Origin of the sequence: Butyrivibrio sp. WCD2001 (assembly GCF_000424485.1) — a bacterium.
GTDB lineage: Bacteria > Bacillota > Clostridia > Lachnospirales > Lachnospiraceae > Butyrivibrio.
In genome coordinates this window covers 1-13,463 of the sequence record NZ_AUJZ01000034.1, presented here as the reverse complement: position 1 = coordinate 13,463, position 13,463 = coordinate 1, and the positions used below count along the sequence as shown (strand labels likewise).

Sequence of the window (13,463 nt, the reverse complement as noted above, 5' to 3'; positions counted from 1 at the left end):
TGAGACGGTTGTGCTTTTAAGTAGGGAAAAGGTAGATGGCTTTGTTGATATAGAATTAGATGTAGAGATGCTGGAGGGAAAGGATGGAACAGCAACATATGCAGAGATAAGAGATTATGTTGCTGAGGTTCATGGATTAAGAGTCCCAAATCTTTATATCGCACAGGTTAAGGATAAACTTGGTATAGAAAAGAGAGAAAATTACCGAGTGGGATCAGGGCAGGGGCATACGCCTCAATGTCCTCAAGATAAAGAAGATGCTATTATAGATGCATTCAAGCATTTCAATTTAATATGATTTGTGGAAAGCTGTTCTCAATTGAGGGCAGCTTTTTTAAGCTTTAGAGTAACGTCATAGCAGGATATTAAGAAAATGTATAGAATACTGATAAATACAAGATTTATTATAACGATTAAAACGTTAATATACTAAAAATACACAAACTATTTGAATTGCTTGGATACGACATATATTTGTTAGTAGATAGGGGATGTTGAGACGGCAGCATAGTAGCCAATCGTTTCTGATTTAAGAGTGCTGGAATAGACTTCGGCTGATAATACAAAACAAATTATTTGATCAAAATTTTAGAATCCATTATACTTTAAACAAAAAGGATAGAACAGAGGTGGTTTTGATTGGCTGGCGCAAAGGCGAAGACGATAAACCTATTATTGTATGAAGGCAATCTTGGCGGAGTTATAAGCATTGAAGATTCAAGCTGGAACTCAGGAGAACTGTATTCTGCACCAAGAGAATCTGTAGATGAATTACTGGATACGGATGCATGTAAAAAGTACGGAGTATACTTGCTTTTGTCGCAAGATATGGTCTATGTAGGACAGGCATCAGATCTTGCCAAAAGAGTAGGACAGCATAAAATTGGAAAGGATTGGTGGGAGAGCGTGGCGATACTTACCACCAAAGATGATAGTCTTACTCATTCGGATATAGATTATCTTGAGTCATATTTGATTGATAAGGCAAAGAGTGTCGGAAGACTCGATTGTGATAATAAAAACAAGGGAAATAAACCAAAGGTCGATAAGTTCAGAGAGGTTTACTTGGGGCAGTATTTGGAAGAAGCTTTGTTTTTACTTCAGCTTATCGGAATTAACGTTTTCAACGATACGAAAACAGTTAAGGTAGGAAGTCTTATCAAGACTCTTGATGTTAAGACAAAGCTTGCTATAGGCAAACGTGCAAAGGCTGATGCACTTAGCTTCCTTTCGGAAAAAGGTATATTGTTAAAAAATAGCAATACAACATATGCGGTAAAAACAGATGGCAAGGATGAGTGTTGTGCTAATCCACAGACATCTTTATTGGATAAGGAATGGGATATTATCCTTAATAACAATCTTGATATGGAATTAGTATTGCTTCATGTACCAGCAAAAACATTTTCTTTAAAGAAAGATGATAAGGCTGGTTTGGCTGTCAGAACGGATAAGCCGGAATTGATAGATCTTAGGATTAATCTTAAGACATTAACAGAAAAACGTGGCGGTTTAGACTTTTCAAAATATGTAGTAAAAAAGATAAAGTATTAGGTAGAAGGCACCTGTGAGGGTGCCTTTTGGTATTTAGTTTATTTTTGTGTAGAGAAACTTTTGGTTATTAAGGTATAAATAATAATATTTCTTTATGAATAACGGAGTATAGAGATATAATTTAAATAATTGACTGAAAATAATGCATGGGGGTATTTATATGGTTACTATAAAAACTTTTGAATTTAGCCAAGAAGGAAAAGCAAAATTAGCGCAAGAGGAAAAGGGAACTAATTGGCCTGTTGTCTATCTGCTATATAATGACAAGACATTATATATAGGCGAAGCATCCGATGCTGCAAGGCGATTAGGAGAACATTTAATAAACCCAAAAAAGGCTAAAGAAAAACTAAAGTGGGTAAAAGTAATATTTGATGATACGTTCAATAAATCTGTAGTTTTAGATTATGAACAACAGCTTATCAAGTGGTGCAAAGCTGATGGGAAATTTAAAAAAATATTAAATGCTAACGATGGGCAATCAGATGCGCATGATTACTATCAGAGAGCTGATTATTCCAAATATTTAAAAGATAATGTTTGGCCAGCGTTAAAAAAAGAAAAAATGGTTAACAAAGATGCAGAAGACATAATAAATGAAAATCTTTTCAAGTATTCGCCGTATAACACGCTTACATTAGAACAGAAGAGATACGAAAATGAAATATTGGAAGATGTTTTTTCTAAGCTAGAAAATAACGAACAAGGAATCTACTTAATTAATGGGTGTGCAGGAACAGGAAAAACTGTTTTGGCAATTCACATGATTTATCAAATATTGCACGAAAGTGAACAATATATTAAAGACTATCAAAATAGGAATGGAAAAGTTCGTATTGGATTGATATTTCCCATGAACGGAGTACGTGGAGTGATTGCAGATGTTTTTAAAGAAAGTGGAGATTTGCTGAATAGGAAAATTATAATTACACCTTATGCTTTAAAACAAAATGACGATTTTAAGAAATACGATCTTCTTTTTGTTGATGAATCGCATAGACTTGCTAAAAGGAAAAGCTTATCATCAATGGGCTTATATGCTAATTATGACAAAGTTTGCAAGTCATTACTTTTGGATAAAGATAAATGCAATCAGTTAGATTGGGTATTGGAACAAGCCAAATGTAAAATTCTGTTTTATGACAAAGATCAGAGCATAAAATCTTCTGATATAACATATGATGAATATCAAGCATCATTAAAGAGAAGGAAGGAGTTTAGCAATAAATTACAATTCACATTATCTACACAGCTGAGATGTCAGGGAGGGAGTGAATATATTCAATATATTAAAAATATAATGAGCTGCGATAAAAAGTTACAATTTACAAACATAAATAATTATGATTTTAAATTGTATTATGATGCTGATAAGATGATTTCTGATATAAGGAATTTAGATATAAAAGAGGGGCTATGCAAAACGGTTGCAGGCTATTCTTGGGATTGGAAGACTCAACCAGAGAATAAAAATATAAAAAATAATATGGATTATTATAATAAGCTTGTTGCAGAAAGACGCTATGACATTGATGATATCGGAAGAGGAAAATATATATGGAATGTATGTACTGATAAATGGATTACTAGAGAAGATTCACATTTTACAATTGGATGTATTCATTCTACACAGGGAATTGATATGAACTATGTAGGCGTAATTTTGGGTAAGGAAATAGATTATGATAAAAAGAGTAATGAAATAAAGATAACACGCGAAAAGTTCAAAGATAAGATGGTAAAAACAGGAGTAAAGGATGATGATGTATTAAAGCAATATATTTTGAATGCATATGTAACCATGATGTTAAGGGGAATTAAGGGATGCTATGTATATGCATATAACAAGGGGTTACGTGATTATTTGGCGGGCTATATAAGAAATGTTAAATAGTTTCCTGTAGTGAGATAATTATTGGAGGATAAGATGAATTTTGAGCTAGTAAAAAAAGAGGTTATCAAATTTACCAAGGATCGAGATTGGGATCAATTTCATACTCCAGAGAATCTTGCAAAAAGTATATCAATCGAGGCTGGAGAACTTCTTGAGTGTTTTCAATGGTCACCTGAATACGACGAGCAGGCTGCAAAGGAAGAAATTGCTGATGTCATGAATTATTGCATTTTACTTGCAGATAAAATGGGGATAAGTATTGAAGATGCAATTATGGAAAAAATACAGCAGAATAATAAGAAATATCCTATAGATAAAAGTTATGGAAGTAGCAAGAAATATAATAAATTATGATAATCTAGGTTAGATATAAATTAGCATTAAAAAGCTGCTCTGTAATGAGGGCAGCTATTTTCGGAAATATGAAATTTTTGAGTGTAAAGAGGTTTAATGGACAGGCATTAATTAGATTTGGAATGGGGGATTACAAAAATGACTTTGGAGAATGAAAAAAGGTTTTTGTTATTGTTATCTTCATACCAGCTTTGTAAAAAGTATGGTAGTGTGTCAAAGGCTGATGTTTTGGATAACATCGAGGATAATGATTGGATAGTGCTTAATGAAGAGGATTTAAAACTTAAGGATAATCGAAATGAGCTTGTATGGAGAAATGATTTAGCTTTTGTAAGAAAGCATTTGGCATTGCATGGATGGTATGTGTCTGATCAGAGAAATAATTGGGGCATTACAGAAGCTGGAATTGATTATCTGAAGGATTTGCATAAAGAACTTAATAACCAGAGTGTTTTGAAGAAAATATCTGGAAATGCAATAGATTATGCAAATAGTGTACTTTAAATAGAATGGTCAGTGGAGAAACTTTTTACAATTACAGAGACCTTATTACGCAGCACAATTATGAAAGGAACAAAATATGAATTTTATTTATGTGCAATATGGAGGTCATTCGTATCCTGATGGTATAAAGACAGATCTTGTCGAAGTGGCTGGGCATTTTGATAAAGAGGACATTCCAGATATCAGCAACTATTCTTTACATACAGAGTATAGCTATGGCAAACGAAAGCTAAATTCGGATCTTATGAAAGGCTTTTTGCATCTTCCGGTTGACAATAAAGATGGTGTTCCGCAGTTATGGAAAAGTGAGGAATGGGCAGAAGAGTTTGCTAGGTTTATTTTTACTTTGACATCTGAACATCAGGAACCTTGTGTAATAGAAATACATCCTCCTTTTAATGATTATTGCGATATGGAAGCTTTTGTGACTCGATACAAGGTGTTCGAGAGTATGATTCATAGAGCGTGGCCTGATACTCCTATAGTAGTTGAGAATAGGGCAGGATCTGTTTATCATGGTGGAAAATTCATACTCAGTAAGGCTCAGGATATAGAATGCTTATGCAAACTTATCGAATCAGAAGGAATAAAACTTGGTGTAGTTCTTGATTTTCCGCAACTTCTTACTGGTGAGAATATCAAGCCTGATCAATTTGATGCTGAAAAATATTTAAATGCCATAGATTTGATATACCCTTATAGACGTTATGTTAAAGGAATTCACGTTTGGGGGAAGAAAAAGAGCATTAATGGAAGATGGGTAGCACATAATGGGACATTAAATGATTTATTCCCTATGCAAGAGGATAAAGAAATATTTCTCAATGGGATAAAAGCTATATGTGACGATGGGCTTCCAAGATTCCTTGTGCCTGAAGTAAATTCTGGGGCGGATGATTTGGCTAATGTGGTAAGGGATGTTCTTTTTTGAACTATTCGAATTGAATTATAAGCATAATGGTGTTAAGGCAAAAGAAGGTTGAGATAGTTGTTCTTTTAAGAAGGGAAAAGGTCGATGGCTATGTCGATATTGCCCTAGATGTTGAAAAGCTTGAAGGTAAGGATGGTACAGCAACATATGCTGAAATCAGAGAGTTCATTCAGAAGGAATATGGGGTAAGAGTGACAAATCTTTATATTGCTCAAGTAAAAGATAAACTTGGATTTGATAAGAGGGAAAACTATCGTGTAGGATCTGGAGAAAACCATGTTCCCCAATGTCCTCCTGAAAAAGAAAAAGTAATTATTGATGCTTTCAAACATTTTAATATGATATGATTTATGAAGTAGGATGACCATAGTCATCCTATTTTAATATAATGATTAGAAGTTTAGGAATGATTAAAGAGGCAATAATATGGAGAAAAATTATTACACTGTGTATCTCAAGAAAAATGAAGAGGTGGTAGCTACAGGAACATCAAAAGAATGCGCTAAGCAACTACAGTGTAGTGTTGGTTCATTTTATTCACTTGTGTCTAGATCCATTAGTGGAAAAATTAAAAAGTACGATGTTGTTATAGATACTATTGATCAGTAAGAATTAAATAATCATTTCCAGCAAGGATATTTTTATATCTATTTGCTTTGACTGCTTACATATGCCTCCATTCACGACATAATTTGAATTGAAGTAATGGTCATTAGGAGGTGATTAAAATGATAAGTGATGAGCAAATTAAATGGGCTAAAGAAACATATCGATTAGGAATGAGAGTTAAATTGATAAAGATGGATGACGACCAAGCTCCACCCATAGGTACAGAAGGAACTGTCCGTGGTGTGGATGATATAGGTTCAGTGATGGTCGGATGGGATAACGGATCTGGATTAAGCGTATTGTTTGGAAAAGATGAGATAGAAATAATATCATAAAAATATATTTGCAGCAGGTGCCTTTATGGAGTTATAAGGTACCTGTTTTTTATATGAAATTATATAAAACATGATAAAAATATATGAAACAATACATAACAATATTTAATAAAAGAAAACAATACATAACATCTTGTAAGCAATGCCCAAAAGAAGTATCATAAATACAATGCAGACTAGTATGCCCACCGAATAAGATGGAGGAAGGTATGGACAATAATCAGAAGGATAATTATATCAACATAGATGAAGCTGCTGAGTACTTGGGAGTAAAACCTGCAACGATACGTTCATGGATAAAGAATAAGGCGATGCCTTCACATAGAATTGGGGGGAAATTGCTGAAGTTCAAGATATCAGAAATAGATGAATGGGTTAATCGTGGCTGCAAAGAAGAAAAAAATAATGAGGCGTTGTTATGAATTATGAGTATTTTCTGAAGGGGAAAACACTTCAGAGATTTATAAGAGATACACAGGGAAGAGAGTTTTGCTCTGAAATAAACGAAAGCGATTTGCCTAAAGGTATTAGCTTAAGTGAGCATGATGATTATTTTAAGAGATGGCTTCAATGTAAGAAGCGTCCACAAGGAAAGAATACAAATGGAGATATAAGAGTTGTTGATTTGTTCTGCGGATGCGGAGGATTATCTCTAGGTATTGCTGAGGCCTGTCGTGCCTTAGAATATAATTTTGTTTCAGTTCTTGGTGCAGACATGGCTGAAGCAGCACTTGATCTTTATAAGAAAAATTTTAATCCTAAGTATACTATAGATTATCCAATAGAAGAATTGATAGATTCGGATATTGGAGATCCTATATCTAATAGAGAAAAACAGTTTCTTGATATGGTAGGAAATGTTGATGTGCTAATAGGAGGTCCTCCATGTCAGGGAAACTCTGATCTAAATAATCATACTAGAAGAAACGATCCAAGAAATCTTTTGTATTTAAGAATGATCCGATGCGCAGAAATATGCATGCCTAAGTATATGATTATAGAGAATGTGCCTGGCGTACAACATGATACGCATAATGTTGTTGATATTGCAAAGGAAGAACTTCAGAAATTAGGGTATTGTGTGGATTCCGGCGTAATAACTATGTCGGACATAGGCGTTCCACAAAGAAGGAAGAGATTTTTCTTGATTGCTGCCAGAGGGCAAGAGGTTTCACTTAAAAGAGCGATAGATGTGCATAAAGTAAGTGAAGAGTTACCTATTGCGTGGGCTATTGAGGATTTACTTGATATAAATTCAAATACGGTATTTGATACTCCTGCAAATTCATCAGAAACTAATAAAAAGAGGATAGACTATCTGTTTGATAATGATTTATATGACTTGCCTAATAGCGAAAGACCAGATTGTCATAGGCTAAAGAAACATAGCTATACTGCTGTTTACGGCCGAATGCATTGGGATATACCTTCACCGACAATCACTGGAGGATTTGGGTCTAATGGTCAAGGGCGTTTTGTTCATCCTAAGAGGAGACGAACTATCACTCCACATGAAGCAGCGAGAGTACAGTTTTTTCCAGATTATTTTGATTTTAATGATGTTAAGAGACGTGAGCTACAGCAGATTATAGGAAATGCAGTTCCTTCAAAAGCAAGTTATATAGTTGGCGTAGAATTTTTGGACGGAGGAGAGGTAAAAAACAATTGAAGAAAAAAACAATTGCAGGTTTCTTTGCCGGAATAGGTGGTATTGAAGAGGGATTCCATAGAGAAGGGGCAAGGACAGTTTTTTTATGTGAAAAGGATGAAAGAGCGAAAGCTGTACTAAAGAAGCATTATCCAAGAATTAAAATAGCAGATGATATAACAGAAGTTGAATCCATTCCTAAAGTTGATATTGTTACCGCAGGATTCCCTTGCCAGGATTTAAGCCAAGCAGGGCTAAAAAAAGGGATAGAAGGTTCTCAGTCAAGTCTTGTCCAACATCTATTTAGGATTTTAGGAAATGTAGAAGAAGAAAAGAGACCAGAATGGATCGTCATTGAGAATGTTTCCTACATGGTAAGCTTGGATTCAGGAAATGCAATTAAGTATATTACATCAGAACTTGAAAAATTAGGTTATGTATGGGGATATCGTATTGTTGATGCAAGAGCATTTGGAGTGCCCCAAAGGCGTCAACGTTTATTGTTGGTTGCATCTAAAAACAATGATGTTAGAAATGTCTTATTTGCTGATGATATCAAAGAACCGCCGGTTAATGATAGCATTGGGGATATCGATCCTAATAGACTATATGGTTTTTATTGGACAGAAGGAAAACGAGGATTGGGGTGGACTGTTGATGGGGTTCCTACATTAAAGATTGGTTCTAAAATCGGAATTCCATCGCCTCCAGCTATATGGAATCCAGCTACAAACTTTTTTGGAACACCTGATATTAGGGATGCTGAGAAACTTCAAGGATTTAACACAGACTGGACCCTTCCAGCTATGAAATTAAAAAAGGCCAAAAGAGGAGATAGATGGCACTTGGTTGGTAATGCAGTGTGTGTAAATATGTCGCAGTGGTTGGCACATCGGATTTTTAATCCGGGACAGTTTGATACGAAGCTTTCAAAGGAAATACATAGAAAGAAATGGCCTAAAGCAGCTTACGGCTATGAGGGACATGTGTTTGAGGTTAATGTTGGAATGTGGCCGATAAATATGAACACACCACCATTAAAAGATTACTTGCAATATCCTCTTAAGCCACTGACAAAAAAAGGAATGAGGGGGTTCTATACAAGAGCGGTTGAATCAACACTCATTAACTATCCGGAGAGCTTTATAAAATCAATGGAAGTTTTTCTGGAAAATATGGAAGGAGATTGATTATGGGGTTAGCTGAAGATTTTGATCAAGAGTTACATTCGATTGAAACACGATTCAATGGTGGATTAAGTAACACTAGCACAAAAAAATTTGATGAATTAATCAAAATCGTTTCTGAAATATCCGGAATAGATGAAGATAAAATCTATATCACAGCGGCAACCTCTAGAGCAAGTAATTTGTGGAATAGATTGGCACAAGGAAAACCATTGACTCAGCACTTTTCATTTGCATTAGGAATTATAGATGCTGAAGATTTGCAAGGTGGAATATCTCCAGCATCTAAGTTTATTGGACCTGGAGTAGGGCATTATGATGCTATAGCTTTAGCTGTAAAGAGAGGATCAAGATGGGTTATTGGAGCTGTATTGGATACAGATGTTCTTCCGTTATATGACAAGATATCTATCGCATTTCCGGGTGTTGATATAACTCATGAAGAATCTGCAGGTTATGAGGATGAGTCGGATGAGGTGCTTTTTGCTTGGTATGTTGGAACAACTGGAAGTGATGAATATGGAGAGTGGCATGATTATTCTGATGAATACATTGATAAAGGTATTTGGCAGAATGGTTGGAATGACAAGTTTATTGATGTTGTGAATTCTATTCAAGTAGGGGATAGGATAGCGATTAAATCGTGCTTCACACAGAAAAACAATCTTCCTTTCAACAATAATGGGAAGATTGTTGGAGCTATGCGTATTAAAGCAATAGGAACTGTAATTGCTAATGATAATGATGGTAAGCAAATACAAGTTGATTGGACTAGATTGGATCCTGTAAAAACATGGTTTGGCCCAGGAACATTGCGTGAAACAATTCATGGCGTTGATGCCAATGACGGCTATATTAAAAAACAATTATTAGACTTTACATTTGCAGATGCTGAACAGGATTATACGATTTGCGAGGAAAGATATTCTGATGAATTGGATGACGTTATAGATGAGATTGGGAAAGATGGAGTATTACCACTAGTAGACAGTATAGATGAAAGCAAGAGATTGAGCATAGGATCTAATGTCTTACTGTATGGAGTCCCTGGCTCAGGAAAGAGCTGGACAATAGAACATGAGTATTGTCATTCTGATAGTGTAGTTGAAAGATTAGTGTTTCATCCGGATTATACGAATGCTGATTTTATTGGACAGATTTTACCAGTGGTTGATGAAGATAAGCAGGTTACTTATGAATTTACACCTGGACCATTTACATCCATTATGAGAGAAGCTTATTGGCATCCTGATAAGGAATACATCCTCATTATCGAAGAAATAAACAGGGGTAATGCCCCTGCAATATTCGGAGAAGTATTTCAACTTTTGGATCGAAAAGTTGCATTGACAGATAGCGATGATGAAATGCCTGTTGGTACAAGTGAGTATGGTATTACGCATAAATATATGGCAGAGGAAATATATCATGATGAAACTCACAAGGTTAAAATTCCATCCAATTTATCAATACTTGGCACAATGAATACTTCGGATCAAAATGTATTTACATTAGATACAGCTTTTCAGCGTAGATGGAGAATGCGATTGATAGAAAACAACTTTGACAATGTACGTACTTCTCTTTCTGACGCAAAAATACTTGATACAGAAGTTACTTGGAAAAAATTCTGTGATACTGTTAACGGAATTATTGTTGGAAACAAAGCAAAGATGGCTTCGGCTGAAGATAAGCGTTTGGGAGTGTATTTTATACATGAGAATGACATTGCTTTTGATAATAGAGCTTTGCCTACAGGCGATTATATATCCTTAAGAGATGAATACAATGATCTTCTTATTCATGAAACAGCAGGGGATATAACAGATGATCAAAAGAAGAGATTGAGTGAAATCAGAGAAGCTGTAATGCATAATAGGATATTCCCTGAAAAGGTTATCAAATATCTATGGGATGATGCCTTTAAGTTTAATCCAGAAGCATTGTTTGATACTGATAATATGGATAGTCTTGAGAAGGTTATACGCACTTTTGTATATTCAAGAGCAGCTGAGAGATTCAAAGTATTTAAACAGACAGTTAGAGATAGCCTATATCCTTCACAGCAGTAATGAGGTGATAGTTATATGGATTTACAGAAAAATATAAGAGAACGCTGCCATGTTAATACTAATGATGAGGGTGACAGTTTTGTGGGAGTAAAAGCAGATACAGATGATGCGGTTATTTATTTTCCCATAGGGTACCAGTTGCCTTCAAATGATGACGATTTGCGTCAAGATATAAACAATCTTTTTGGTGTACTTGCAGCATTTATGAAAGAAGATCGTGTCATAGATGAATCAAAGTTTGCAGCTCCAAGAACTGTTGATTTTCCTATGCATGCTTACTTGAAAGTCATAAGAAACTTTCTGAGAACCGGTCGTTACTATATGGAAACTGATCCTCTATACAGAACAGATACTAAAGGAAATGCGTCTTGGCCCAAAACGGTAAGAGAACAGAGAGCATTGGTTCAGAAAAATGGATCGTTAGTTTTTACTCAGATGACTGTTAGAGCGGTAACCCCTAATGCGAATAAACAGATTACACAGATTCATCGATATTGCGTTTATGAAGCGTTTGAGAAAATGGGATGGCTGTATGTTCCGTATATGCCTGAACAACCGGGACCGCATCCGAGCATAAAAGAATCGATTTATATTCTAACTAAGAAACTGGCTTCAACACATAATGATCAGGAGCAAGAACTGTTCTCTGCTATGAAGGATATGCTCACATATATTGATGAGAGTACATCAGAAAAGCAGTACTTTTTTGGCACAGATTTTTTTGAACGTGTATGGGAGAAGATGGTGGATAAGGCCTTTGGAATTGAGAATAAGGATGAGTTCTTCCCACGAACTCGCTGGCTTCTCGATTATGGGCGGGACAAAGAGAAAACACCACTTATTCCTGACACAATCATGGTATTCAATGATAAGGTTTATGTGCTTGATGCAAAGCTGTATCGCTACGGATTTAGCGGAGTGCCAGATCATTTGCCGAACGGAACCGATATCAATAAGCAGATAACATATGGCGAGTATATAGAACGCATAAAACATATTCCGAATGATAGCTTGTATAACGCGTTTATTATGCCTTTTAACAAGAATAATAATCCGTTCTGGGCAGTAGATACAAATGGTAATTTGGTTCCCTGCATAACAACAGACATAGGGAATGTCGGTGAGGCGGTAGGCGATTGGAAAGCCAATATGCAAAATTATGAAAGAATTCAGGGGATAGTTATAGATACGCGTTTCTTGATGTATAACTACATTAGTATGTCAGATCAACAAAAACAGAATTTGGCTTCATGTATCGAAAAGGTTCGTTCAAGGAATCCTGTTCCAGCACCAAGGACTATATAAAAAAAGACTGGCTCTACCCAAATTGTGAGGTAGGTCAGTCTTTTTTTAATCCTCTATTTCGATGGCGTTGTGCAGCAGCTGCATTTGCACATTGCTGGCAACAGTATTTTTTATTTGTTCTTGTAGCCTCAACAAGAAAGAATTTGTCTCTCTTGCAGTTTGGATTCTCACATTCCTTATAGATTTCAACTCCTGCTTTCATGTAAAAAACAGAAAAGTAGATTGCTTCAATAAGAGTGCTGACTTGCCATGAAGCGGATAGTTGCTGCCCATCATACTTTGGGTGAATGCCTTGGATGTTATAGTTTATTTCTTCAGCAATAACAATTCTGGAAATCTTTACAAGTGCAGCCTTCATTAAGTCAGAAAGAGTATCAATATTTAATTGCCCATAGGGTTTTATCTTTGCAAAATCAATTTCGTCATATACTCCATTTTCTGTGAAAATATGATAGAAGAAATCTATTATTAGGCGAAGGTCTTCATCAAGGTCATTATCCATCAAATAAAGTGCGACGATGCTTTTGAACCAGGGGGACTTACTTCCTTCAATATCTGTCCCAGTACCGCTTCTTATGGCGTTAATGAATTCGATTGTTACGGTATTCTTTTTATTGGTTATATGATCAAATATAGAGATACATCCTGTTGCTTGAACTTCATGGTTTTGGTTAACATCTGGAAATAGCGGGGCATTGTTGATGAGCGATGTGAAAGTATGTGTGCAGGTTCTGTATGTATCTTCTACTGTTGTGTATTCAACCGGACTAGAAAAAAGCAAATACGAAGCGTGTATGAGCATACTCTTGTAATCACGTTTCCCTAATGCATTCATTAAACGGATGGTAGCTCTAATGTGGTTAGACACAGTAAGTATAACCGAGGCATCTATGGATGCATATTCATCAGAATTCAGCGGATGGAAAAAACCGTATTTTTCAAAGAATTCGATATGTTTATCAATACTTTCTGATGGTATAGAAAGTAATTTCCCAAGAATATTGTGTTCAATGGCGCCACCTGCTGTACCGGTAAGGTTCAGACCTTCTCTTGGCGTATAGGAAAAATGT

The 13,463-nt window shown here is 35.5% G+C and carries 14 protein-coding genes and 1 pseudogene; 14 read left to right on the top strand and 1 reads right to left on the bottom strand.

Annotated features, from left to right (window positions below; translation table 11 throughout):
• From G630_RS25160 to G630_RS0116970, 14 genes and pseudogenes are all read left to right on the top strand, one after another.
• A pseudogene (locus G630_RS25160) lies at positions 1-298 on the top strand (hypothetical protein); the annotation flags it as partial.
• Positions 299-639: 341 nt separating this feature from the next.
• Entirely contained in the window at positions 640-1,554 is a 915-nt protein-coding gene (locus G630_RS0117030) for a GIY-YIG nuclease family protein (protein ID WP_026499284.1), read from the top strand.
• Between the two features lie 160 nt (positions 1,555-1,714).
• Entirely contained in the window at positions 1,715-3,448 is a 1,734-nt protein-coding gene (locus G630_RS0117025) for a DUF2075 domain-containing protein (RefSeq protein WP_049946278.1), read from the top strand.
• A 33-nt stretch (positions 3,449-3,481) separates the two neighbouring features.
• Positions 3,482-3,802: a nucleotide pyrophosphohydrolase gene (locus G630_RS0117020; RefSeq protein WP_026499282.1), complete on the top strand. Its 321-nt coding sequence runs from the start codon at positions 3,482-3,484 to the stop codon at positions 3,800-3,802.
• A gap of 138 nt (positions 3,803-3,940) precedes the next feature.
• On the top strand, positions 3,941-4,306 hold the full coding sequence (locus G630_RS0117015) for a winged helix-turn-helix domain-containing protein (RefSeq protein ID WP_026499281.1): 366 nt from the start codon (positions 3,941-3,943) through the stop codon (positions 4,304-4,306).
• Positions 4,307-4,382: 76 nt separating this feature from the next.
• Positions 4,383-5,237 (top strand): hypothetical protein, encoded by an 855-nt coding sequence (locus G630_RS0117010; protein ID WP_026499280.1) that lies wholly within the window; start codon positions 4,383-4,385, stop codon positions 5,235-5,237.
• Positions 5,238-5,263: 26 nt separating this feature from the next.
• Positions 5,264-5,584 carry a hypothetical protein gene (locus G630_RS0117005; protein WP_044959697.1) on the top strand — a complete coding sequence of 107 codons (321 nt, stop codon included), beginning with the start codon at positions 5,264-5,266 and terminating at the stop codon, positions 5,582-5,584.
• A 79-nt stretch (positions 5,585-5,663) separates the two neighbouring features.
• Positions 5,664-5,846: a hypothetical protein gene (locus tag G630_RS0117000; RefSeq protein WP_026499278.1), complete on the top strand. Its 183-nt coding sequence runs from the start codon at positions 5,664-5,666 to the stop codon at positions 5,844-5,846.
• A gap of 119 nt (positions 5,847-5,965) precedes the next feature.
• A complete protein-coding gene (locus G630_RS0116995; RefSeq protein WP_044959694.1) occupies positions 5,966-6,181 on the top strand; it encodes a DUF4314 domain-containing protein in 216 nt (71 codons plus the stop codon).
• A 209-nt stretch (positions 6,182-6,390) separates the two neighbouring features.
• Positions 6,391-6,603, top strand: a complete 213-nt coding sequence (locus G630_RS22495; protein ID WP_044959690.1) for a helix-turn-helix transcriptional regulator — start codon at positions 6,391-6,393, stop codon at positions 6,601-6,603.
• The gene (locus G630_RS0116985; RefSeq protein WP_026499276.1) at positions 6,600-7,850 is read left to right on the top strand and encodes a DNA cytosine methyltransferase; all 1,251 of its coding nucleotides are present in this window, start codon (positions 6,600-6,602) and stop codon (positions 7,848-7,850) included. The genes G630_RS22495 and G630_RS0116985 overlap by 4 nt, the downstream gene beginning before the upstream one ends.
• A complete protein-coding gene (locus G630_RS0116980) occupies positions 7,847-9,019 on the top strand; it encodes a DNA cytosine methyltransferase (RefSeq protein WP_049946277.1) in 1,173 nt (390 codons plus the stop codon). Before G630_RS0116985 ends, G630_RS0116980 begins: the two co-directional genes overlap by 4 nt.
• A gap of 2 nt (positions 9,020-9,021) precedes the next feature.
• Entirely contained in the window at positions 9,022-11,088 is a 2,067-nt protein-coding gene (locus G630_RS23905) for an McrB family protein (RefSeq protein ID WP_049946276.1), read from the top strand.
• A 15-nt stretch (positions 11,089-11,103) separates the two neighbouring features.
• Complete coding sequence (locus tag G630_RS0116970; RefSeq protein WP_026499274.1) at positions 11,104-12,393, top strand: LlaJI family restriction endonuclease; 1,290 nt, start codon at positions 11,104-11,106, stop codon at positions 12,391-12,393.
• A gap of 34 nt (positions 12,394-12,427) precedes the next feature.
• Here G630_RS0116970 and G630_RS25155 read toward each other — a convergent pair.
• A partial coding sequence (locus G630_RS25155) for a hypothetical protein (RefSeq protein ID WP_026499273.1) occupies positions 12,428-13,463 on the bottom strand: 1,036 nt, incomplete at its 5' end.

Excerpts from the sequence above, each read along its gene's own strand:
- G630_RS0116985 (WP_026499276.1), top strand. The coding sequence starts at position 6,600 with ATGAATTATGAGTATTTTCTGAAGGGGAAAACACTTCAGAGATTTATA.
- G630_RS0116970 (WP_026499274.1), top strand. The coding sequence starts at position 11,104 with ATGGATTTACAGAAAAATATAAGAGAACGCTGCCATGTTAATACTAAT.
- G630_RS0116995 (WP_044959694.1), top strand. The coding sequence starts at position 5,966 with ATGATAAGTGATGAGCAAATTAAATGGGCTAAAGAAACATATCGATTA.
- G630_RS22495 (WP_044959690.1), top strand. The coding sequence starts at position 6,391 with ATGGACAATAATCAGAAGGATAATTATATCAACATAGATGAAGCTGCT.
- G630_RS0117020 (WP_026499282.1), top strand. The coding sequence starts at position 3,482 with ATGAATTTTGAGCTAGTAAAAAAAGAGGTTATCAAATTTACCAAGGAT.
- G630_RS0117005 (WP_044959697.1), top strand. The coding sequence starts at position 5,264 with ATGGTGTTAAGGCAAAAGAAGGTTGAGATAGTTGTTCTTTTAAGAAGG.
- G630_RS23905 (WP_049946276.1), top strand. The coding sequence starts at position 9,022 with ATGGGGTTAGCTGAAGATTTTGATCAAGAGTTACATTCGATTGAAACA.
- G630_RS0117010 (WP_026499280.1), top strand. The coding sequence starts at position 4,383 with ATGAATTTTATTTATGTGCAATATGGAGGTCATTCGTATCCTGATGGT.
- G630_RS0117015 (WP_026499281.1), top strand. The coding sequence starts at position 3,941 with ATGACTTTGGAGAATGAAAAAAGGTTTTTGTTATTGTTATCTTCATAC.
- G630_RS0117025 (WP_049946278.1), top strand. The coding sequence starts at position 1,715 with ATGGTTACTATAAAAACTTTTGAATTTAGCCAAGAAGGAAAAGCAAAA.
- G630_RS0117000 (WP_026499278.1), top strand. The coding sequence starts at position 5,664 with ATGGAGAAAAATTATTACACTGTGTATCTCAAGAAAAATGAAGAGGTG.